Origin of the sequence: Anthropogastromicrobium sp. (genome assembly GCF_037349415.1) — a bacterium.
In the GTDB taxonomy this organism is placed as follows: Bacteria; Bacillota; Clostridia; order Lachnospirales; family Lachnospiraceae; genus Anthropogastromicrobium; species Anthropogastromicrobium aceti.
Genome location: NZ_JAXWCK010000044.1, coordinates 49,149 through 73,463, shown reverse-complemented (window position 1 = coordinate 73,463; position 24,315 = coordinate 49,149). Strand labels below are relative to the sequence as shown.

At 41.1% G+C, this 24,315-nt stretch carries 18 protein-coding genes; 3 read left to right on the top strand and 15 right to left on the bottom strand.

The genetic code is table 11. The features are described 5' to 3' along the window. Position 1 precedes the first annotated feature (1 nt). The 6 genes from WJP93_RS10340 to WJP93_RS10315 are packed head-to-tail and all read right to left on the bottom strand — an operon-like array spanning position 2 to position 6,108. Positions 2-1,057, bottom strand: coding sequence for an amidohydrolase family protein (locus WJP93_RS10340; RefSeq protein ID WP_337548157.1), 1,056 nt, complete (start codon positions 1,055-1,057; stop codon positions 2-4). A gap of 55 nt (positions 1,058-1,112) precedes the next feature. Beyond that, positions 1,113-1,889, bottom strand: a complete 777-nt coding sequence (locus tag WJP93_RS10335; RefSeq protein WP_337548155.1) for an ABC transporter ATP-binding protein — start codon at positions 1,887-1,889, stop codon at positions 1,113-1,115. A 42-nt stretch (positions 1,890-1,931) separates the two neighbouring features. Next, positions 1,932-2,726, bottom strand: a complete 795-nt coding sequence (locus WJP93_RS10330) for an ABC transporter ATP-binding protein (RefSeq protein ID WP_337548153.1) — start codon at positions 2,724-2,726, stop codon at positions 1,932-1,934. A 25-nt stretch (positions 2,727-2,751) separates the two neighbouring features. Beyond that, entirely contained in the window at positions 2,752-3,576 is an 825-nt protein-coding gene (locus tag WJP93_RS10325) for an ABC transporter permease (protein WP_337548151.1), read from the bottom strand. Positions 3,577-3,632: 56 nt separating this feature from the next. Next, on the bottom strand, positions 3,633-4,583 hold the full coding sequence (locus WJP93_RS10320; protein ID WP_337548150.1) for an ABC transporter permease: 951 nt from the start codon (positions 4,581-4,583) through the stop codon (positions 3,633-3,635). Next, positions 4,573-6,108, bottom strand: coding sequence for an ABC transporter substrate-binding protein (locus WJP93_RS10315; protein WP_337548149.1), 1,536 nt, complete (start codon positions 6,106-6,108; stop codon positions 4,573-4,575). Before WJP93_RS10315 ends, WJP93_RS10320 begins: the two co-directional genes overlap by 11 nt. Before the next feature lie 328 nt (positions 6,109-6,436). Here WJP93_RS10315 and WJP93_RS10310 point away from each other — a divergent pair, with 328 nt between their 5' ends. Continuing rightward, positions 6,437-7,582 carry a hypothetical protein gene (locus tag WJP93_RS10310; protein ID WP_337548147.1) on the top strand — a complete coding sequence of 382 codons (1,146 nt, stop codon included), beginning with the start codon at positions 6,437-6,439 and terminating at the stop codon, positions 7,580-7,582. A gap of 14 nt (positions 7,583-7,596) precedes the next feature. Here the strand turns inward: WJP93_RS10310 and WJP93_RS10305 are convergent, their stop codons facing one another. Then, entirely contained in the window at positions 7,597-8,649 is a 1,053-nt protein-coding gene (locus WJP93_RS10305) for an acyltransferase (protein WP_337548146.1), read from the bottom strand. Continuing rightward, positions 8,649-9,281 (bottom strand): epoxyqueuosine reductase QueH, encoded by a 633-nt coding sequence (locus WJP93_RS10300; RefSeq protein WP_337548144.1) that lies wholly within the window; start codon positions 9,279-9,281, stop codon positions 8,649-8,651. The genes WJP93_RS10305 and WJP93_RS10300 overlap by 1 nt, the downstream gene beginning before the upstream one ends. An 86-nt stretch (positions 9,282-9,367) precedes the next feature. Between WJP93_RS10300 and WJP93_RS10295 the strand changes: the two genes are divergently transcribed. After that, positions 9,368-10,255: an MBL fold metallo-hydrolase gene (locus WJP93_RS10295; protein ID WP_337548143.1), complete on the top strand. Its 888-nt coding sequence runs from the start codon at positions 9,368-9,370 to the stop codon at positions 10,253-10,255. A gap of 6 nt (positions 10,256-10,261) precedes the next feature. On the opposite strand, the gene WJP93_RS10290 is transcribed toward WJP93_RS10295, so the two are convergent. Next, positions 10,262-10,798: a GNAT family N-acetyltransferase gene (locus WJP93_RS10290; protein WP_337548142.1), complete on the bottom strand. Its 537-nt coding sequence runs from the start codon at positions 10,796-10,798 to the stop codon at positions 10,262-10,264. A 184-nt stretch (positions 10,799-10,982) separates the two neighbouring features. On the opposite strand from WJP93_RS10290, the gene WJP93_RS10285 reads away from it, so the two are divergent. Further along, the gene (locus tag WJP93_RS10285) at positions 10,983-12,380 is read left to right on the top strand and encodes a sodium:alanine symporter family protein (protein ID WP_337548141.1); all 1,398 of its coding nucleotides are present in this window, start codon (positions 10,983-10,985) and stop codon (positions 12,378-12,380) included. Positions 12,381-12,455: 75 nt separating this feature from the next. Here the strand turns inward: WJP93_RS10285 and WJP93_RS10280 are convergent, their stop codons facing one another. The 6 genes from WJP93_RS10280 to WJP93_RS10255 all read right to left on the bottom strand — a co-directional run bounded on the left by WJP93_RS10280 (position 12,456) and on the right by WJP93_RS10255 (position 24,191). Then, the gene (locus WJP93_RS10280; RefSeq protein ID WP_337548140.1) at positions 12,456-14,294 is read right to left on the bottom strand and encodes an ABC transporter ATP-binding protein; all 1,839 of its coding nucleotides are present in this window, start codon (positions 14,292-14,294) and stop codon (positions 12,456-12,458) included. Continuing rightward, the gene (locus WJP93_RS10275; RefSeq protein ID WP_337548198.1) at positions 14,278-16,014 is read right to left on the bottom strand and encodes an ABC transporter ATP-binding protein; all 1,737 of its coding nucleotides are present in this window, start codon (positions 16,012-16,014) and stop codon (positions 14,278-14,280) included. The genes WJP93_RS10280 and WJP93_RS10275 overlap by 17 nt, the downstream gene beginning before the upstream one ends. 107 nt (positions 16,015-16,121) lie before the next feature. Beyond that, complete coding sequence (locus tag WJP93_RS10270; protein WP_337548139.1) at positions 16,122-17,666, bottom strand: glycosyl hydrolase; 1,545 nt, start codon at positions 17,664-17,666, stop codon at positions 16,122-16,124. Then, the gene (locus WJP93_RS10265; protein WP_337548138.1) at positions 17,659-20,265 is read right to left on the bottom strand and encodes a glycoside hydrolase family 2 TIM barrel-domain containing protein; all 2,607 of its coding nucleotides are present in this window, start codon (positions 20,263-20,265) and stop codon (positions 17,659-17,661) included. The genes WJP93_RS10270 and WJP93_RS10265 overlap by 8 nt, the downstream gene beginning before the upstream one ends. Then, positions 20,262-21,824 carry a glycoside hydrolase 43 family protein gene (locus WJP93_RS10260; RefSeq protein ID WP_337548136.1) on the bottom strand — a complete coding sequence of 521 codons (1,563 nt, stop codon included), beginning with the start codon at positions 21,822-21,824 and terminating at the stop codon, positions 20,262-20,264. The genes WJP93_RS10265 and WJP93_RS10260 overlap by 4 nt, the downstream gene beginning before the upstream one ends. 33 nt (positions 21,825-21,857) lie before the next feature. Continuing rightward, the gene (locus tag WJP93_RS10255) at positions 21,858-24,191 is read right to left on the bottom strand and encodes a glycoside hydrolase family 95 protein (protein ID WP_337548134.1); all 2,334 of its coding nucleotides are present in this window, start codon (positions 24,189-24,191) and stop codon (positions 21,858-21,860) included. Positions 24,192-24,315 lie beyond the last annotated feature (124 nt).

The following is a 24,315-nucleotide window of genomic DNA, read 5'->3' as shown; positions in this document are numbered from 1 at the left end:
TTCACATTCTGCAAATCTCAGCTTTTAATTCTTCTGGTGAATTAATCTCATACGGATGGCGTTTTAATCGGATTGTCGAATGAAGACACGCACCTGTCTCCTTTTTTGTAATGGTCTGCCCACAAAATGCCGCCCAAGCTTCCTCTTTAGGCACACCATAGCGCTGCAATGCAAAAACTTCCTCATATTCGTAAGCTAACAGCTTTGGATCAGAATAAAAATCAGTGCCGCATGTCATGCGAACACCTTCTTTTACACAATATTCTACTGCTTTTTGATGTGCTATAACAGCCGGACGCGCATGCTCTGCAAAAAATGATGCGACCTTCAGTGGATTATCATTAGCGGCAAGCAGCTGATAAATTGCTGCTGTCGGGACATAGAGTATGTTTTTTGATGATAATTCATATGCCTGTCTTTGATTCATGTAAATACCATGCTCGACTGAATCCACACCTGCCTCAATGCACCAGTCTAGGCTGTCTCCGCCCCATGTATGAACCATGACAAGTTTTCCAGCTGCATGATAGTCTTGTACCAGCTTGAAAAATATTTCTTTTTTCATTGTTGGAATCAGTACTTTCTCTGGTGGTGCACCGACACCGCCTGTTGCAAAAATCTTTACCCACAGACTGTTTCGTTTTTTTATACAATTCTGAAAAGCACTGTCTTTAGCATTTTCACCATTCACCATTCCAGAGCATTCGACAACAGAAAGCGCATTTTCTTTAGTGCTTTGTTTCCATGCATCTGCCTTGATGCACTCTAGCCCGCCTGCATCGCGAACTATACGAAAACCCATAGCAACAAGTTCATTAAGGCAGCGCTTAATGCGTCCTTCTACATCCAAGCTACTTCTCTTTTCCTGATCATCATGATCAAAATCAGTCCATCCTGCATGGAGGTGGAAATCTACAAAACCTGGAATTTCATATTGTATCTGACTGATGCCTGTTAACACTTTTGAATCGGTCACATCTGTTTGTGCTTTTAATTTGTTTGAATTATCTGCCTGATCTACATAAATTTCTTTTATCCAATCTGCTCTCTTTTCCATGGTTTCTTCTGTTTCCTCTCATTGACTTTTCTCTCATCTTTCACGGTCCACTTCTTCACTCCAAATACGGCAGAGTTGGCACACTGTCAAGTAGAAGTTTTCCATACTCTGTTTTAGGATTCGCAAAAAAAGCTTTCTTTTCTCCTGTCTCTTCAATTTTTCCATCCTTCATGACAGCCACCTCATCACAGATATCATAAATAACACCCATATCATGCGAGATGAAAAGAATTGTCAGCCCCATCTCCCGTTTAAGTTCTTTGATTAACTGCAGCATACGAAGCTGCACTGAAACATCTAAAGCACTAGTTGGCTCATCTGCAATCAAAAATTTTGGTGAAACACAGAGCGCTCTTGCAAGTGCAATTCGCTGCTTTTGTCCGCCGGAAAAAGATGATGGAAAACGTGAAAGTGTATCTTCTGGAAGTTCCATGCGCTGTACCCATTCCTGACATTTTTCCTTTACATGCGCCCTGTCTGTAACTTTATGAAACAGCATTGCATCAGAAAGTATTTTTTCTATTGTGTGCTTTGGATTTAATGAGCCTTCTGGATTTTGAAATACCATTTGAATTTGTTTACACTGCTGCTTGCGATGCAGATGATTTTTCTTGCTATAAAGCATTTCTCCATCAAATACAACTTCTCCCGTATCAGCCTGCAAAAGCCCAGTGATAACCTTTGCCAGTGTTGACTTTCCTGAACCTGATTCTCCAACAAGACCAAGTACTGTATTTTTTTTAATATCAAGACTGACATTATTTAATGCAGGGTATTCTTTGTATGATGCCTGAATGTTTCTAATTTCTAAAAGTACATCACTTTTTTGCATTTTGCTGCCGCTCCTTCTTAATGATATGTTATTATGTTGGGGTCATCTATGTGGAATACGCAAAATTGCTGACAAAAGCATTTTCGTATACTCATCCTTAGGCGTTAATAAAATCTCCTTTGTTGCAGCTCTTTCCACAATTTTTCCATGATGCATCACAGCAAGATGACTGCATATGCCTGCTGCCACTGCCAAATTGTGAGTGACGAACAATATGGCAAAATTCATCTCTTTTTGCAGCGACAAGATCAAATCAAGTGTCTGCTTTTGAACAGTAACATCAAGCGCCGTGGTCGGTTCATCACATAAAAGCACATCTGGGTTACAGGCAAGTGCCATGGCAATCAAAATTCTCTGACATTGTCCACCGGAAAGCTCTGATGGAAGGCGATCCTTTTTAGAAAGCTCTTTCGGTAAGCCAAGGCGCTCAATTAGCTCATTAGCGCGGCATACTGCTTCTTTTTTGCTCACATTTTGCCTTATCATAACAACCTCAATGAGCTGTGCAAAAACAGGACATAGCAGATCGAGTGCACTCATCGGATTTTGAAAAATCATTGCCACATTTCCGTTAATCTTTTTTTCTTCATAGCTCTCTGAAAGATTTTTAGGAAGCAGTCCTATCAGGCTTTTTAATGTAAGTGTCTTTCCTGAACCTGATTCTCCAACTAGGCCAAGCGTCTCTCCTCGCTTTAACTGCAAAGAAAGATGATCGACAAGAAGTCGGCCATCTTTTCCAGTCACTATTAAATTTTTTACTGATACAATCGGTTCTACTGCTTTTAAATCTGATGCTATGGATTTCACTGTTTCAACTGAATCAGTCTGCTTTTCCATAAAATTCTTACATCCTTTCTTTTTCTTAACGAAAACGATCTGCAAGCCCATCTCCTATAAATGAGAGCGCCACTCCTGTATATACGACAAACATACCAGGCAAAACTGAAAGCCACCAGGCACTTGTCATAAAGGTTTGTCCCTCTGAGATCATGGTACCCCAATCTGGTGTGGGTGGTGAAATTCCAATGCCCAAGTATCCAAGCGTTACAATAATGACAAGAAGTCCAACCATATCTGTCATTAAAAGGACAATTGCCTGCGGAATAATATTGGGGAGCAGTTCACAAAATAAAATTCTGATATCAGAGTATCCAAGAATCTTTGCTGCTGCAATCCACTCTGAATTTTTAAGTGCTGCACTTTGTCCTCGTGCTACCTTGCAGTAAATAAGCCATCCAACTAACAAATATGTGATAAAGATACCGTGCGAACCTGCACCAGATGCAAATGCGATCACAATGACAAGCAAATAAAATGGAAATGCGATAAATGTATCTGATGCCATTCCTACCAGCCAGTCAATCGCACCGCCAAAATATCCTGCTGCCATTCCAAGAGAAATACCTATTATAAATGGTGCTATCTCAGCCATAACCATAATCCATAGATCAGTTCGCGCAGCATACAGCGTTCTTGTGAATAAATCACGCCCTAATTGATCTGTTCCAAACAAGTGCTTTGCCCCAGGTGCCTTAAGAAACTCTGCAAGATTTTGTTCCAGTGGATCATATGGGCAGATCACAGGCGCCAGTATAGCTAAAACTACCAGTAGACCCATCATAAAAAGACCGATCCACAATGTCGGCGCATGTGTTTTTTTTATTTTTTTTATTTTTGCCTGTTTCATAACAATATGCGCCTTTGTCCTTTCATTTTACTTAATATGTTATACTGTCGCAATTTTTACACTTTTGCCATTCGCGGATCAATCTTCTTTGCAATCAAATCAACAATCAAGCTAATAATGATAACAAAAAATGCGCAGTACAGAGTGATTCCCTCTACAAGTGGAAAATCACGATTGGATATTGCCTCAAATAATAGCTTTCCAATTCCTTTTACAGCAAATACCTGCTCAACCACAAGTGTTCCTCCTATTAAATAAGACAAATTGACAGAAAGCAGCATCAATGTTGGCACTACTGCATTATGAAGCACATGTTTCCATAAAATTACACGTCTTGGAAGCTTTGCTGCACAAAGCGTAAGCACAAAATCTGCATCAAGTGTTTCTATCAATTGCTCTCTAAGTGAACGCACAAGCGGCGGAATCTGCCCAAATGATACAGTTATTGATGGCAAAATCAAACTATAAATCATGCCTGCTGTCCCTTTTTTCAGACCGCCAACTGGAAACCACTTCAAATTGACAGAAAAAATAAGAATCAAAATTAGTCCGATCCAAAAAACAGGCATACCATGCGCAATAATAGGAATAATCCTAATTAAATGGTCTGCAATGCCATCTTTATGTGTGGCTGCCGTAAATGAAAGAAGCAGTGATATAACAATTGAAATAGTCATTGACATGACAACAAGCAAAAGTGTCACTGGTGCATACTGTAAAATCAGACTGCGGCACGATACGCCATATTTAATTGAATTGCCCGTATCTGCATGTAAAAATACATTTTGCAGAAAAATGAGAAACTGCTGCCCAAGTGAATCATTTAAATGCAGCTGCTCTCTTAATTGGTTTACTGCCTCATCTGTCGCATGTTCTCCAAGAACCATAACAACTGGATCTCCTGGCACGAGACGAATCAGTAAAAAAACTGCTGCTGTAACAAGCGCAATGACAAGAGCTGCCCTAATAAGCGCTCTTGTCATCGTTTTATAACTATTATTCTTCAAAATAAACATCCTCAAAGTGGACACTTCCATTCGGCAATACAGTAAAGCCCTCTACATTATCTCTTAGTCCAACTACGTTCTCTGAATTATACAGCGGAATATACGGAACTTCATCTGCTAAAATCTGCTGCAGCTCTTCGTAAACTGCGGCACGTTCATCTCCGTCTGGTGTCACTTGTCCTTTTCTCATCAAATCTGCTGCTGTCTCATTGTTATAAGAAGTCCAGTAGCACTTGCTCCATCCATCTGGATCGACCTGAAATGCAAAAATAGAGTTTGCATCCGGATAATCAGCTGTTGCACTGTTGATCATCATAGAGAAATTTAAATCGCGGAAATCTGAACGGAATGTAGAAATTTCCTGTGCATTAATTTCAATATTGATTCCAATCTGTGCACCTGCTGCCTGAATGATCTGTGCCTCCTGAAGACGTGTATTATTTCCAGATGCGATGCTGATCGTAGTGTCAAAGCCATCAGGATATGCAGACTGTGCCAATTCTTCTTTTGCAGCGTCAATATCATACGAAAGCGCATTTACCGTATCATTTGTCTGATACAAAAGCGCACGCGGAAGAACAGTGTTTGCTATCTCTGCATAGCCAAAGGTTAATGCCTTTGTCAGTGACTCTCTGTCAATTGCCATTGCAAGTGCACGGCGTACATGCTCATCACTGAAGTGCTCATCAAGCGTATTAAAGAACAGCTCTTCTACATTGTAGCTAAAGCTGGTTGCTGTCTTCGTATCAGCATTTCCATCTACATTTGATGCATTGCTAAGTGACAAATCCTCAATTCCGTCAATCTCACCTGCAAGCAGCTGATTAAGTGCCTGATTGTCATCATCTACTACTTTATATACCAGCTCATCAATATATGGCTTTCCTTCCTGCCAGTAATATTCATTCTTTACAAAAGTCAAATCTCCAGATGGATCCCACTCGGATACGGCAAATGGACCTGTACCAACTGGATTCTTGAAAAACTCCTCCTCAGTCTTTCCACCAAAATCCTTTGGAATAATTCCATTTGAGAAATTGGCAAGCTCTGAAAGAAATGGTGTGTAAGCTGTTCCCAGTGTAATCTCTACTGTCTTTTCATCCACTGCCTCAACAGATTTTACATCTGCCTCAATTGGAAGTGAACCTCCAACTTCAAGATGGCGCTCAATGGAAAACTTAACATCCTCTGCTGTCACATCTGTGCCATCGCTAAACTTTAAACCATCACGAAGCGTAAAGGTATATACAAGACCATCATCACTGATCTTATGATCTTCTGCCAGCCAGTCAATAATATTTCCATCGTTATCAAAAGTCACAAGTGACTCAAACACCTTATCAATTGCAAAGGCATTATTTTCTGTAATTTCCTGATGAAGATCGAAAGAGGTCGTAGAATCAGATCTGGCATAAGTGAAAGTTCCACCAGATGTTGACTCCTCGCCTGCTAAAGCCAATGTACTAGCTCCAAGACTGAAAACGGCTGCCGCCGCTACTGCTGTAAGAATGTGATGTTTTCTCATAATCGTACCATGCCCTTCCATTCCCCGAAACAGACTTTTTTCTCGCCCATCAACAGGGAAACTTTATTTTGCAGTTACAGTTCACGCATCATGCTAGATGCGGATACTTGCAAACCCTCATAACAGCTTAACTGCTTGAGTTCTATCATACCATGTTATTTTTTTCTGTCAACAAAATCAGAAAAGGATTTTTCCTATATTTTGCTATAGGATGTTCTTATATCGAGTTGCATTTATTTTTCTTTTTTCTTTACGTCCTCTTAGTTTTGTGTTACACTGCAACATAAGAAGGCGAGAGCAAACATGATATTAGCAGGAGGTTTTTTCAATGCAGGAAAACATTGTCATACTTGGAACTGGTTTTATAGCAGGCTATTTAAACAGGGGACTTCATTATCTTTTTTCAGAATTAAGACAACCAATGGTAGGAAATGTGTGTGCCATCGGAAAACATCCAGAAAAATTGGCTTCGCGTACTAATATATTAAAGGACTGTGTGCTTTGTACAGATCCAATTGACTCTGTATTATTCAAGTTCCATCCTACAATTCTCATAGTCGCGGTGCCGCCGACTGTCGCTGTCGATATCGCAAAAACCATACTTCTTCCCTATTATAATACGCTTCGTGCCGCCTCACAGCCACTGCCAGATTTGTATTCATTTACTCCAACACCAGATGAAAACTGGTATGCGAATCTTCTCGGAAACGACGTTTCTATCGTTAAAATTCTTCCAAATATTTTTACTGACGTTCATGGAATTGATATCACAAGTGTCGGCATCAATACCATATCCCCAACACCTGCTTTTAAGCACTCTAACCGCCGTGTACTGCTTGACATTCTGCTTACCCCTTATGGAAAAACAGTTTCTTTATCTGCATCTCAGGCACTGATCTTTCTTGCTGGAAAAATCACAAGCCATGTCTGCTGTGAAGCCTGCTTTTGCATTCACGAAGCCGCACAAAAGGCTGGTCTTTCAGTTACGCTAAATGATATTGGAAAAGCATTTCAGTATGCCCAGAGATCATTTACGAAATTTTTCGATGATCCAGTTCCATCTCTTCGCCGTAATGATCTTCTGCCGTCTGCATTGTTAGAATTTATGCAGCATTTTTCTGATACCTGGTTTGGTGGTCTTCACGATTTTACAACCTCAATGCCTGTCTGTGTATCTGATGAGGAAGCACTGTCTCTTGATGTCTACTCATACGCACTCAACACGATTGCCATCGCAGTAAAAACAAAAGAGGAGTTGAAACAAGATACAAAAAATGCCGCCACAAAGGGTGGCATACTCGAACGAGGAGTTGAATACTTTTATGAAGTTATCGAAAGTGAGCTTGGCAATCAGGCATTTTCTGCCGCTTGTGATCATCCGATTTCTTCTGGCTACTGGGAAACACTTCGCAGTCAGGTATGCAGCCTAAGCCGAGAAGCCTATGAGCGCAGTCTGCATCTTACATCACATTAACCATGCCATTTAGTTTACTGTGTTTTTGTTGCCTGCGCTTTCGTTGTCTTTGGCTTCCATCTAGGATAAATCATCCATGATGCAATTCCTATTACAGCAAGCGCACGCAGCGCCCAAAGCAGATACTGTCCCACCGAATAATATGTATTTTGCTCATATGGTGATAACGATACACTTATAAGTACATGATGCAGCAAAAATATCTCATATGAATACTTTGAAAGCACACCGACAAGTTTTTTCAGAATCACGCACGGCAAATTTTTTATCCGATCCAGCGCATTTCCTGCTGCCATAAAAATCAGATACCACAAAATGCCTTCGACTGCAAATAAATACCACGTTACACGCTCTGGAAGCGGGACAAACACAACCAGGCACAACACTACAGCTGCTGCCACACCTGTGCGAAGTGACACGTTTTTCATATAGCGATACAGATAAATACCCGCCAGAAAAACAACCACATTTAATAAGATATCCTTGTCCACTCTTCCCGTATTTCCAAGAAGCTGTACCATCACTAGATAATAAAGAATCGCTGCGATTAGTGTTGGCTTTGGATAGCGCTTAACCAGTGCATACAATACCGGAAAGACGATGTAAAGGACAAGAATCATTCCGATAAACCATTCTCCGACAAGGTAGTGGCTTTGAATACCAAACAACGATGCATAGCCATCAAGTCCGGTAATAGTCCATAAAAATGACAAATCAAAAAGTTTAACTCCGCCGCCAAATCCGCCCATCAAGTAGCATACAAAGTATGCCATATAAAATGATGGAAAAATACTCCACCAGCGCTTTTTATAGTAAGTTTTTAAGTCACTGCAGCGCTCATAGGAGATACACTGCGCGGCGCCGGACACCAGAATAAACAGTGACACTCCCTGCCAGCCAAGATATCCCTGCGTGCCAATTTTCGTTACGACAAGCGGGCTTTCCATAAGGCGCGCACTCCACTCGCAGTTCATATGATAAAATACAATCAAAAGCATGGCAGCCGCACGCATAAAATCATAGGCAAAATAGCGTTTCTTACTCTCTTTTGTTTTTTGCTGTTCCATCAGATCCGCCCCTCTCTTTTTGCCTGTGCCTTTGAGTAGCCGCAGCCACAATAGCTCTGGCGGTACAAATCATGCTCCTTTGACAGCTCCACAGAACGCTTATAGCCATTCTTTTTCTTAAAATCTGAAAACAACCAGGGGATGCCATATTTGGCTCCCACTTCCGCCCCTATCTCATTTAATTTCTCAGCGTTTTTCATTGGACTTATGGAAAGTGTCGTTGTAACATAGTCAAACCCACCATCTGCTGCTAACTTCGCAGCTTCCTCTAAACGCAGCCTATAACAGGCGAAGCAGCGCTCACCGCCCTCGTCCATCTGCTCCATTCCTTTCGTGATCTCATAAAAGCGCTGTGGGTCATATGTTCCTTCCACAAGCTGAATCGGATAAACTGTATCAAGTTCCGAAATCAGACGTGCCTGTTCTGCGACACGTTTTTTGTACTCTGTCTCCTCTGTGATATTCGGATTATAGTAAAATACGGTGATTTTAAAGTAATTGGACAGATACTCTAACACGTAGCTGCTGCACGGTGCACAACAGCTGTGCAAAAAAAGTGTCGGAACATGCCCGGCCTTTGTTTCTTTATCTATCGTCTCTTCCAGACGCTTTTGGTAATTAATTTTATTCATAAATTTCGTTTGGTTCCTTTCTTGTCTTTTTTCTATAACTCCATTATAATAAACTCCATGAAAAAAGAAAGGAATTCTTTATATATATGGAAACAAAACTTGTTCTTCTTGGAACGGGAACGCCTAATGCATGCCCAAATGCAAGCGGCCCGTCTTCCGCAATTGTTGTTGGGAATCGTGCGTATCTGGTTGATTTTGGACCGGGCGTTGTCCGTCAGGCTTCCAAGGCTTATTTTAACGGGATTGATGCACTTCGCCCTGATCTTTTATGCACTGCTTTTTGTACCCATCTGCACACTGATCACACTGCCGGATATTCAGATCTTATTTTTACTCCATGGGTGCTTGAGCGCAATACACCACTTAAGGTTTTTGGTCCAAAGGGACTGCGTCATATGACTGACCATATTTTAGAAGCATATTCCACAGATATTGATTTTCGTATTCATGGATTTGAAAAAGCAAATGAAAATGGTTATAAGGTGGATGTGACCGAAATTGAAAATGAAGAAAATCCTGGCATTATCTATCAGGATGAATATGTGAGCGTGGAGGCATTTCCTGTCAGCCACGGCACACTAACCTGCTATGGCTATAAATTCGTGACGGCAGATCGCACAATTGTAATCAGCGGCGATACGGCTCCTCTTGAACTCGTAGCCCAAAAAGCTTCTGGATGCGACATTTTACTGCATGAAGTAGAATATTCAGCTGGTATCTCTGCACGCGAACCAAAGTGGCAGAAATATCACAGAGAAGTGCATACATTAAGCACGGATCTGGCATGGGTAGCAAAAAAAGCTCAGCCTAAGCTTCTTGTTACATACCACCGAATTTACCATATGAATATCCAGGATAACCACATCAATCTGGCTGCTGAAATGGCTCGGCGCGATGAGGCAATCCTGGATGAGATTAAGACCGCTGGGTATGAAGGTTATACCGTAAACGGAAAAGATTTGGATGTCTTTTAATATTATTTATTTCATCTGCTGTTCTGATACGTGATATACACGTCGGTACAGCAGATTTTTTATTTTTTGGTATTCAGCTTCAGTAACTGCTCTTTGATATGTCATAATACGAAGTGGAATCGGTTCTCTTCCCGGAGCAATTGATGGCTGAGTATATGGATATGGATTATAGCAAAATCCATTTCTTTCATAAAAGCTAATACGCCTTTTTTCAAGTTCTCCTTCTGGCAGCTCAACTTCAAGACATGTCATTTTATTTACATTAGCAAGGACCTCTCTTAACATGCGTCCTCCGATACCACCATTTCGTACTTTGCTGCTTACTGCAAAATGCTCAAAGAATAAGATATCATCAAACTCCCAGGCAGATAAAAATCCATCTATTTCTTTTTTTTCTTCATTTCTATGTATAAACACCTTATATTCTGGATTCTCAAATAATTGTTTCTGGCCCTCATATCCTCTATATTCATCATATGGAAAACTTTGTTCCATTATTGAATACATCTGATCGAAGTCTTCAAATTTTAATAATTCTACCATAGTATCTTTTTCTTTCCTTTCTTCAAAACATTTTTTGCGTGTATTATTAAGGATACCAATTTTCCTAAATAATGTAAAGAAAAGTTCAACATGTTGAACTTTTAAAATAACGCTTGAACCATAAATTATATCGTGTTATAGTGTCCTTTGTAAAATTTTGAACTAACAAGAAAGAGGATTTTTTATGCTTCAATTTATTGAGACCGTCAACTTAGCCGTGAACAATTTCATCTGGGGTGTTCCTGCTATGGTTTGCATCTTTGGCGTTGGCCTTTATTTGAGTCTTCGCACACGTTTTCTCCAGATACGCAAATTTCCTTATGCAATTAAAACAACAATCGGACGCATGTTTCGCAAAAAGAACGCATCTGATGGTGCTTTGACACCATTTCAGGCTGTATGTACTGCGCTTGCTGCAACTGTTGGTACTGGAAATATTGCCGGTGTTGCCGGTGCGATTGCAATAGGCGGACCTGGAGCTATCTTTTGGATGTGGATCTCTGCTATTCTTGGTATGTGCACTAAATTTGCCGAGGTAACACTTGCCGTTCATTTCCGTGAGAAAAATGCTGATGGCGATCTGGTCGGCGGTCCAATGTATTACATAAAAAATGGTCTTGGAAAACGTTGGATGTGGCTTGCTTATCTTTTTGCCGCCTTTGGTGTACTGACTGTATTCGGAACTGGAAACGCAACACAGGTTAACACAATCACCACTGCTATTAATTCAGCTCTTATTGATTTTCACGTAATCTCTAATGATGCTGTGTCAACTTCTAATTTAATCATTGGTATTTTAATGGCTGTACTTGTTGCACTAATTTTGTTGGGCGGTGTAAAACGTATCGGACAAGTAACAGAAAAGCTTGTTCCTTTTATGGCATTATTATATATAGTTCTTGCTCTCGGTGTTATCGTAATCAATATCAGCACAATTCCTACAGTATTTGCTTCTATTTTTGAAGGTGCATTTAAACCATCTGCCGTAACCGGCGGCATTGTCGGAAGCATGTTTACCAGTATGAAAAAAGGAGTTTCCCGCGGTATCTTCTCTAATGAGGCTGGACTTGGTACTGGTTCCATAGCTCATGCATGTGCAGACACAAAAAAACCTGTAAAGCAGGGAATGTTTGGTATATTTGAAGTATTTACTGATACAATTGTTATCTGTACTTTGACTGCTCTTGTTATTCTTTGCAGCGGCACCACGATTGAATATGGAGCTGCAGCTGGTGCTGAGCTTACCATTTCTGGATTCACATCTGTTTACGGAAGCTGGGTTTCCATCTTTACCGCAATTGCAATGTGCTGCTTCGCCTTTTCTACTATTCTTGGCTGGGGACTCTATGGTGCCCGCTGTATTGAATTTTTATTCTCAGAGAAAGTCATTAAACCTTTCATGGTAGCATATTCTCTCGTTGCAATCCTTGGTGCAACAGCAAATCTTGGACTGATGTGGAGTATCGCAGAAACCTTCAATGGTTTAATGGCAATCCCTAACTTAATTGCACTGTTCCTGCTCTCTGGTACGGTTGTAAGATTAACCAAAGAATATTTTGCTGGTGAGGGTTCGAAAAATTAATGTATAAAAAAATAGACATTGTGATTCAAGAATTTACTCGAATCGCAATGCCTATATTTTTTTATCCAATTTTCATCAGCTTAACTCAAACATACCGTGATACAGCTGATAATACTTTCCTTTTTGTTCCAAAAGATCATCGTGATCACCTCTCTCGACAATCTTTCCCTGCTCTAGAACCATAATTGCATTAGAATTGCGTACAGTACTAAGACGATGGGCAATGACAAATACAGTTCGTCCCTCCATCAGCTGATCCATTCCGCGCTCAATCAATGCCTCTGTACGTGTATCGACTGATGAGGTTGCCTCATCAAGAATGAGCACCGGCGGATCAGCTACGGCTGCACGCGCAATGGCAAGAAGCTGACGCTGACCTTGTGACAGATTGGCACCATCTGCCGTAACAAGTGTATCATAGCCATGTGGAAGACGACGGATAAAGGAATCGGCATTTGCGATCTTTGCAGCCTTTTCAATTTCCTCCTGCGTCGCATCAAGCTTTCCAAAGCGAATGTTTTCGGCAACAGTGCCAGTAAATAAGTGTGTATCCTGAAGAACTATGCCAAGGGAACGGCGAAGCGCATCTTTTTTGATGTCGCGCACGTCGATTCCATCATAAATGACAGAGCCACCCTGCACATCATAGAAACGATTGATCAAGTTCGTGATTGTAGTTTTTCCGGCTCCTGTAGAACCCACAAATGCAATCTTCTGCCCTGGCTTTGCATACAGACTGATCTGCTTTAATATCATGCGATCATCATCGTATCCAAAGTCTACATGGTCAAAGCGCACATCACCTTTTAACTCAACAAGAGTGCCATCGTTCTTTTTCCATGCCCAAAGACCTGTTTTTTCCTTGCATGGAACCAGCACTCCATTTTCCTTTTTCACGCGAATAAGATCTGTCTTTCCTTCGTCAATCTCTGGCTCCATATCCATTACTTTAAATACTCGCTCTGCTCCGGCGAGTGCAGCAAGTAAGAAATTACTCTGCTGCGTAAACTGGTTGATTGGAAGCGCTGCCTGACGCACAAATACAAGATAACTTGCCAGACTTCCTAAATCAGTATGACCATTTAAGGCTAACAGGCCACCAAGCACAGCGACAATCGCATAATTGATATAGGAAATGCTTACTACCATAGGAACCATCGTTGCCGCATAGCCCTGTGCACCAGTTCCTGCTTTTCTCAGTTCTTCGTTCTTTGCACAGAATTCCTCAAAGCTTTTCTGCTCGTGATTGAATACCTTGATGACTTTCTGTCCGCTTATCATCTCCTCGATGTAGCCGTTTAACTCACCAATGCTTGCCTGCTGTTTTCCATAGTATTGTTTACTCTTAGCACCGCTGAAACGAATATACCAGAACATAAAAGCATAGCAGGCTGTTACGATTAAGGACAATTTCCAGTTTAAAATATAGAGAATCAACAGTGTTCCGACCATCTGTATAAATGTCTGAATTACCATTGCAAAGCTGTTGTTAAGTGCATCGGAAATCGTGTCGATATCATTTGTGAATAAGCTCATGATATCTCCATTCTTTCTTGTATCAAAAAACTTAAGTGGAAGCTTCTGTACATGTGCAAACAAATCGTGACGAATATCGTAAATCACGCGCTGAGCTACTTTAACCATTGTCTGGGAATAGCCCCAGGCAGAAAGCGCACCAATTCCAAAAATTACAGCGGCTATTGCCACACCTGCAATAAGTGTAGATACCTTGCCGTCTGCAAGATTGTTTACAACAGGGCGAATCATATAAGTGCCAAGAAGATTGGCAGTTGCGCTTACACTGACAAGAACTGCTACAACAAATAGCATTCGCTTATGGCGTCCTAAATATGATAAAAACACACGAAACGTCTGTCTAAGGTTTTCAGGACGCTTATTATTCTTCTGAGCCATCGTCATTGCCTCCCTTCATCTGTGATGCATAAATTTCCTGATAGATTGGATCATTCGCAAGCAGTTCCTTATGCGTTCCGACACGGTGTACTTTTCCATCGTCGAGAATCACAATCTGATCAGTATTCATAACGGAGGTAATGCGCTGTGCAATGATGATTTTTGTCACATCTTTGTAATCGGCAAGCGCTTTTCGAATTTTCTTTTCTGTGGCTGTATCAACTGCACTGGTAGAGTCATCAAAAATCAAAATTTTAGCATTTCCAAGAAGTGCACGTGCAATACAAAGGCGCTGCTTCTGGCCACCTGAAAGGTTGTTTCCCCCCTGCTCCAGCATCGTGTCAAGACCATCTGGCATCCGACTTAAAAACTCATCGGCACATGCTGCACGGCATGCCTTCCATATTGTTTCATCATCTGCGAAAGGATTTCCCCACTTCAAATTTTCACGCACAGTTCCTGAAAACAGTACGTTTTTCTGTAGAGTAATATTTACACTGTCACGAAGTACACTCAAATCATAATCATGCACATTGACACCGCCAACACGAACAACGCCCGTTGTCGCATCGTACAGACGCGGAATTAGCTGAACAAGTGTCGTCTTTGCCGATCCTGTCGTTCCGATAACACCAATCGTCTGACCTGCCGGAATATGAAGATTCACATTCTCTAATGCGTACTCGCGAGCATCCTCACGATATTTGAATGACACATTTTCAAAATCAATGCTTCCATCCTTGACTTTTTTCTCACCATTTTCTGGTGAGGTCAGAACAATATTTTCGTCAAGAATCTCTGCAATACGATGAGCACTTGCAAGGGAACGTGTCAATAGAAGAAACACATTTGCAAGCATCATTAGGGAATTTATGACCTGCATAACATAACTTAAAAAGCCAGTCAGATTTCCGACTGCAAGTTCAGATTTTAAGATCATATTTCCTCCAAACCACAAAATCATGACAATCGTAGTGTACATAATTCCTTGAAAAGCCGGAAGATTCAACACCGCATAGTGAAACGTAGTTTCACTTGACTTTGCCATATCACGGTTTACCTCTTCAAATTTGTCCTCTTCATACTCGTCACGGACAAATGCCTTGACAGCACGAATTGCTGTAAGATTTTCCTGCACAACCTGATTTAATCGATCCATAATGCTTTGCAGTCTGGTGTACATCGGTGCAACCTTACGCACAATCAAAAAAAGAATGATTGCTAAAATCGGTGTGCACACCACAAAAACAAACGCCAGCTTCGGATTCATATAGAAGGAAAGACCAATTCCCATGATCAAAAGTGACGGACCTCTAGTAATCGGACGAAAGCCTGAAATTATCATGTTTTGAAGTACATTAACATCTGTTGTCATTCTTGTAATCAAAGATGATGTCACAAAATGATCAAGATTAGAAAATGCATACTGCTGTACTCTTGCATATTCTGCCTTTCGAATCTCTGCACCCCATCCATATGAGGCCTTTGCTGAAAAATGGGCATACAAAAGACCAGTGACAAGTGCTCCAAGTGCAAGCAGTGCCATCTGGACTCCCTTTACATAAATATAATTGACATCGTGATTTGCCACTCCGATATCAATCAAGTTTGAAATCATGATCGGGATAAACAGCTCAAAACCAGTCTCGATCATGACAAACAGCGCGCCGAGAATCATGTCCTTTTTGTAAGGCCCCATATACCCGAACAGTCGCTTCATATCTTTCATAAATTCAACTCCTTTGCTGTTTTTTACATTGTTCATTATACAGCAAAGGAGTTTTTTTTGACAATATGCGATTTTTACGTTATTTTTACTTTTTTGCCTTATCTTTTTTCATACTGCATTACGAGCTCATATGAGTAGCCACGATCTGGATGAAGTGGTTTTGGTTCAAGAGAAAAGTAAACAACACCATTTTCCTTGATATTTAGTTCAATCGAAATGTGTGATTCTGGCATTGATACAGGTACCATACGCTCGGTGTGAATCTGTGGACGGGCTGTCTGCTTTAAAAGATCAATCTGATCTTTTGTCGGGTTTGCCGGTTCACCAAGATCATGCCATACCTTTAGCGGATTACAGTTCTCTTCATCAACTGTCTGCGTCAGAAATAGATATGCATCCGTGGAGGCTGACTGCGTGGTTGGTATCGTCAGATTTAAACAAAGATCTTTTCCAGAACGATTCCTCGTCGCATTCCATGCAATTCCCCTGTAAGAACCATCTTCATATTTCATCACAACACAAGTTTCATCCTTGTAGACACAGATACCTTTCTTCTCTTTTAACTTTTTAAAGAAAGCAAATGTCCAGAAAGTTGGCTTTGGAATACAGCCATTTGCGACAAGGCCAAAACCGCCATGAAATGGAGTAAACGGTACACCAAACTCTTCAAATACATCACCAAACGTCCAGTATGAATATGATTCGTTATCATCACCAAGGCGCGAAAGCTGATGCGCAATGTATGCTGCATTTTGATTTGTATCGTGAATTGGGCAGTTTGGCACATATGAAGTGTTAAACTCCGTAATGTGAATTGGCAGTCCCTTAAAGCGAGGGAAACTGTCAATAATCTCTCTTGTCGTATGAAGATTGGCAAAGCCCTCCTCTGGATCCATCAGCTCAATATAGCTGTAATGTCCTTGTGTCTTTGGTGGCTCGGAGGTATAGTGATGTCTTGTTACAAAATCTACGGCAAGATCATTTGTTTCACAATATTCCATAAAGGAACGGATCCACACTTCATCGGTTCCTCCGCACACAGCTGGTCCGCCAACTAAAAATCTGCTGTCTAACTTTTTTATTGCATCAAATGTTGTATGAAACAGTTTGAAATACTCAGGCATATCTGCTTTTTCCCAGAATCCTGGCAGATTTGGCTCATTCCATACTTCAATTGGCCAAGTAACAACTTCATCGGTGGTATAGCGCTCGCAAAGATGAGACAAAAGCGCTGTTACCATATCAGTCCATTTCTTGTAGCTTGCTGGCGGTGTTGTGTTTCCCTTCCAGTAAAAGATAGTCTGCGTTCCTGATGCCATTTTCTGCGGCATAAAGCCAAGCTCCAAAAATGGACGCAGACCAAGCGAGATATAGCTGTCCATCACACGGTCAAGATATGTAAAATTGTACTCTGACTCACCTTCTGGCGTTTCCTGATAAATACCTATATCATCACAAAATAGTCCATGACCTCTGATATGAGAAAAGCCAATCTCCTTTTGTACAAGTGACAGCTGCTCCTGATATTCTTTTGTCAGCGCAAGTCCCATTCGTCCTGTTCCAATACAGAAATCTACCTGATTACGGAATACATATTCTTTGTTTTCTTCAATTTGAATGGTTTTTTGAATCACTTCATTCATTCTCTTCTCCTCCTGTCCAAAGATGGATTTGCGCTACAGGCAGTTTGGTTTGATTCCAGTCAATTCTAAAATAGCGAGTAAAGTAGATTCCCTCTGCCTGATAGCACTCTTTGCAATCGTTTCCTTTCTGATTTTCTTTTTTCCTTTTTAATATAACCTTCTCCCACTCTAAATCTGAGCGAAGTTCTGCCACAATTGTCTGTGGCAAGTTCTTTTTTGATTTTTCCAGTGTATCTGGCTCTTCTTCAAAGCTAACCTCTAACTGATTGATCCGTCTGACACCTTCAAGGTCAACCATAACCCAAAGCATCTGTTCTGATAGATGCTTTGATGAATCTGACATTTTTGGCATCCAACTGCCTTCTTCCTCTGCTGTCACAAAATAAGGCTCATGCCCGATCTCAAAGCTATCAGCAAATACTGGATGCCTCTTTGCCTCATCGTACCTTTCTTTTGGCTTTGGCTCTCCTACTGTATACGGCGGTGGAAGCATCGGATTTAACACCGTGTTCTTGGGTTTTGGCTCTCCATCTGCAAAAATACAAATCTTTGCAGATTTTACACCATCTGCTGTTGCAAAAATCACATTTTCACCGCCATACCAGCTTCGAAATTCGATTGCAGCAAGTCCATCCAACATGTTTTTCTTTTCTGGTGAGAACGTAATCGTCTTTCCAGTTGGGAAAATACCATCTCCTTTTTCTACTGTGAACGTCAGCTCGATTTCATTTGAAATCGGATTTCCTTCTTGATCCAAAAGTTCTGCACAAATCCATGCATCCTCCTGTCCGTTTGCACGAAATCTATTAACATCACTGCTTAGACGAATCTGAAAAGGAGTGCCTTCTTTCTTTGGTTTTGGTGCACTTTTTCCAGCCAAATGCTCTCGGTACCAGTACCAACAGGCAAGTGGCAAACGATAATAATCGATCATTCCCATTGAACCCATGCCGTCAAAAATACTGCCATGATGAAAGCCACACCACAAAATCTTTCCGCTTCGCCACGGATAGTCAATCTCAGTTCCATCGGTGAATCGCGGCTCAAATTTTCCTGGGCGCGTCTCTATGCTACTTCCATATTCAGAAACCAAACTCGGAAATCCTGGATCATGGTACAATGCTGCTCCATCCCCATTGTAGCCTGCCAGATCTCCTAGCACGTCAAATCCATCTCTCTGCGCACCGCCCACTGCTGCTGGTCTCGATGGATCAAGCTCATGAGAACGCTCTACCATTTTTCGAATCAGCTCTTTTGCCTTATCCTTTACCGGTGCATCGGTAAAGAAAACTTCGTTGCACATGCTCCAGCAGATAATAGATGGATGACTGCGCTGAGACCGGATCATCTCCTCTAGCTGATCCAGGCAGCTTTTCTCAAAGTCTTTTTGATCTTCTTTTTTGGGCGGATAGGCACTTGCCACCCAAAAGCCATCTCTTTTGTCACCACCAGTTCCCCAGAAGCACATCTCAGACCAAAATAGGATTCCCTCCTCATCGCAAACCTGTGCAAAATATGGATGATGTGGATAGTGAGAACCGCGAATCGTGTTCATGCCACACTCTTTTATCATACGAATGTCTCTTTGAATACCGGCACGCGTAACAGCATCGCCCCATCCTGCGTGATCCTGATGCACATTGGCTCCTAAAATGGCAAAATGCTCTCCATTTAAGAAAAATCCATTGTCTTTGTCAAATCGTACTGTTCGAATACCAAATTTTGTTCGCACACAGTCAACTAAAATTCCATTATAGCTCACACGGCTGACTACTGTATACAATTTAGGCGAATTCGGTGACCACGGTTGTATACCTGACAACGAAATTTGCTGAGTAATTGTCTTCGAATTCAGACTTGAAGTACTGTTACGATCCTTCTTTTCAGAATCAATCTCTCCTTCCGTTTTCATGTTGATTCGTGAGATTTCTTTTGCCAGCACAGTTTCTCCATCCAAAATACAAGTTTCAAGAAAAAGTGGTTCTTGCATCTGGGATAGCCCATTGTTTTGATATTCTCCAATATCAGGGCGCTGATCAAATACCTGTGTATCAATTTTTACAGTTGCATTCCATCCATTCGGATCTTCATTTTCTCTTTCAAGCTTCGTTGTCTGTACAAATACCCCGTATTCCTCAATACCGCAAAATTCTGTTAAAATCAGTTGCACATCACGGTAAATACCGCCATTAAATTGGTGCTCTCCTGCACGCGGAGCAAGCCTTGCATCCCACAGATTGTCCACGCTGACAATCAAATGATTTTTTCCTGGACGAGCCACATTTGTAAGTTCTACCAAAAACGGTGTATAACCACCTCTATGCTCCCCAACCTTTTCTCCATTTAAATAAACACGCGCTTTTTGAAAAACACCTAAAAATTCCAATCGAAGTCTTTTTTTACAGTCTTCCTCCGCCAATGAAATCCAGGTTGAGTAAGTTCCATATCCCATATAGAATTCTTTTTCCATAAAATATGGAATGCCAAATGAATGTGGAATTCCAATGTCCTGCCAGCTTGCAATCTCTTTACTTGTGGCAGTTACCTGATCTCCATAGGTAAATTTCCAATTATTATTTAATAAACGACATTCTCTCATCCTTCCTCCTTCGGTTCAAAAAATTGGAATTTAGAAAAGTCTACAAATCCTCCAGTCTGCTTGGTCGAATAGTAAAACAGTCCAAAACGACATCCAGTAAACAAATCCATCTTAAAATACATTGGCTGGTCAATGCCAAGCTTCTGCCAACCTTCTCGATTTTTATAGAAAAAGGATGCCAGATCTTTCTTGTCAGTAAAGTCGGCCTCTGCGCGAAGACAAACTGATGTATCGCTTATTGGAACCCTCTGATATTCAATGCCTGGATTTTCGTATTCAAACTGTCCAAATACACTGCTATCCTTCGCAGGACGCCCCATCATGATTAGATAATACTGCTCATTTTCTCTTTTCACACCAATAAAACCGTAATTGCCAATAAATGTACTGATTCCTGCCACATCGCCATCTTTCATCTGTGAACAATCAACTGTCACCTCTGCTGCACATTTGTTCCCAACAGTGCGCTGAGTCAGCGTATTATATGCTTGAAATAAAGTTGGGGAAATCTTCTTTGAATGTAGCCGAAGATGCCCAGGATTTTCTGTAACAGACCAAGCTGTATCAATTGATTGGTGATTCCATTCCCAAAAGCATTTCAAATGGATCTCGCCTTTTTCATCTGGCAGATAGGAAAAATCATCACTTCCATTGATCTTTTCATAGCAATAGCCTGTATCTGGTACTTGAATTTCTTTTGGAACTTTTCCTTTTTCTCCAATTACAGGAAAATCCTGTTCAAACTGCATAGGAATTAACACAGGTGCTCGCCCTAACGCACCTCGATCCTGAAACATAAATGCATACCAATCTCCATTCGGCGTATCAATCATACCTCCCTGCGCTACGCCAAGACCATGGTAGCCGCAATCATCGTCAATAACGCAGCCTCCGATAAATTCTCCTGTAAGAGAATCTGAAACAAAACAGTCCTCCGTTTTCTTCTTTCCTTTTTCCATATGGCAAGTAAAAATATAGTACTTTCCATTCTTTTTATACATATGAGAACCCTCGTAGCCAAGGTCGGCATCCTCTCGGTCCTGTACCACGATTCGCTTTAATCCATTTTCCTTCGGTCCCGACAAATCCTCTTTTAGCTGAGTTAGAAAAAGTGTTTTTTGTCCATGCACAATATAAACCTGATCATCGTCGTCAAAGAATAAGCCACTGTCATGATACCAGCCCTCAATCGTTCGGTGTTCCCACGGTCCTTTTGGATCGTTCGCTGTTAGCAGATGGGACTTATGAGTGTCATTTGCAGTAAAAACAATATAATAGGTACCCTTATGGTATCGAAACGTAGGTGCCCACATGCCTTCGCCATAAATATTTTGGTTTCCTTCCATATAATAGCGTGGCGTATTGTCAAGTTCTTGATAGGCATGTGATAAAATTTCCCATCTTACCAGATCATAGGAACGCAAGATCACACAACCCGGCATAAAATACATCGTTGTACTTGCCATATAATAAGTGTTTCCAACTCGTATGATATCTGGATCTGGAAAATCTGAATCAATAATGGGATTTTTTGCTGTTATCTTTTTTTTCATTTCCATTCTCTTTTTCTTCTTCCTTTTTTAAACATATTCTTACTTTTTCTGCTCAAGCTTCCCATTTACTCGAATGCTTTTTCCTTTTTCAATGTAAATCAAACACTTCTTTTCCCCATAAACAAGTGTTCCATTGTATTCACTGTCTGCATAGATTGCAAATTCAACCAATTTTCCATCCTTCCATGCCAAATCAACCGAAGCATTTCCTACTACACGAAGTCCCTTCACGCTTCCGTCTGTCCACTGTCTTGGCAATGATGGAAGCAAAATGATCTCGTTTTCTCCGCTTTGAACAAGCATCTGCGCAATCGCTGCTGTCACACCAAAATTCCCATCAATCTGGAACGGTGGATGACGATCAAACATATTTGGATACGTCGAGTTTGTAAGCATCAGGCGAATGTTTTCTGCTGCACTCTCTGCATCTCGAAGCTTTGCATAAAAATTAATGATCCATGCACGGCTCCATCCAGTATGACCACCACCATGCGACAGACGCGTTTTTAGTGTTTTCTTTGCAGCCTCTGCAAGCTCTGGTGTCTGATCTACACTGATCTGATCCGATGGGTACAGCGCATACAGATGAGACATATGGCGATGCCCCAGATCTTTTTCCTCATATTCCTCCATCCACTCCATGATTCGCCCAGTTGAATCAATGCGAATCGGCGGAAGCTTTTTTAGAGCTTCCTCAATCTGACCTTGAAGAAGTGACACATTGGTCACGCTTGGAATTACACAGGTATTTATCTTTTCTTTCAAGATTTTAGCTGCCTCGCAACATTCTGTAAATAGATCACGAAGAATTTCCATATCCATAGCAGAACCGATGCATACACAACCACTCTCTCCATTTGGCATAATATAAGTATTTTCCGGCGATGAAGATGGATTCGTGACAAGATATCCGTTCTTTTCTTCCATATAATCTAAGAAAAATAGAGCTGCCTCTGCCATAATAGGATACGCTTTGAGTAAAAAATCCTGATCTTTTGTATACGCATAGTGAGTCCAAAGATGGGTGCTAAGCCATGCAGCGCCCATCACCCAAAATGTGGACGACATGCAATTATCCTGCGGTGCGCAGTCTGCATATATATCGGTATTATGATGAGCCACAAAACCTCTGCAGCCATACATTTCTCTTGCTACCTTTCGTCCATGAATTCTCATTCTCTCTAGATGATCAAATAGTGGCTGATGGCACTCAGAAAGAGCACAGCTTTCAGCTGGCCAATAGTTCATCTCTGTATTGATATTGATCGTATATTTGCTGTCCCAAGCTGGTTGAAGTTCTTTGTTCCAGATGCCTTGAAGATTCGCTGGAAGTGTACCTGGTCTGCTACATGAAATTAATAGATATCGACCATAATCAAACAAAAGCTTTGAAAGGCCAATGTCCTCACATCCGTCTTTTACTCGCAAAAGTCGCTCGTCAGTTGCAAGTGCTTCTATGCTTTTCTCTTCTTTTAATTGAAATGACACACGATTGTACAAAAACTGGTAATCCTGAATATGTGCCATTAATACTTTTTCGTAGTCTTTTTCCATTACCAGATCCAAATGAGCAATTAACTTTTCCACCAATTTTTGCTGTGGATCGCCCCAGTTTTGTACTTCGCTCTCTTGATAGTGGAAGGTACTGTCTGCGCCAAAATATAAAAGCACTTCATCTGCCTTCTCCACAAGCAAGCTTTGTCCAATTGTTCTCACGCTTCCACCAACTACTTTTGCCCGAAGACACATTGCAAATTCAGGTGCCTCTTTTCCAAGATTTCCACTTAGAAAAATTGTGTGATCATCACATTTTCCAATTGAATCAAAATATTTATCGCGATCCAGTTTTGCGACAAAGCTTAGTTGACCATTACTTGCCTTCATATGAATAATCATGCAGTCATCTGGATGTGAGATAAAGTAAGTGCTCTCAATCTTCATCGTTTTTCCTTCGGATTTTTCACAATCATACCGCACATGGCACACGGCTTTTGACAGATCAAGCTCTCTATAGTAAGTTGTATTTATAGCAGAATCTGCATCCTTTTCCTCCGGCAAATCCATCTCAATCGAGATCTCACCAAGCGTCTGATACATTCGTTCGCCATATGGGCATCCAGTCATTGCAAGACTCATCAGTTTCTGTGCATTTTGAATCTGACCATTTCGAATGTATTCTCGGATTTTAGGCAAATTTTCCTTAGCATCTGGATTGATTCGTTCCCGTCTTTTTCCATACCAAATACTCTCCTCATTGACCTGAATCTGTTCTTTTTGGATCTGACCAAATACCATTGCGCCAAGTCGTCCGTTGCCAAGTGGTAGCGCTTTTTCCCACTCATCTGCCGGCTTTTGATACCATAATTTTTCCATGTTCCTCTCTCCTTTTTGCAAATTTTGTTGCCGTTTCCTATCCTATTTAGAGACTGGGGTCAGGCAGAACTGACCCCAGACCCCGAAAGCACACGATTTAAACTTCTACAGATGATTATAGCGC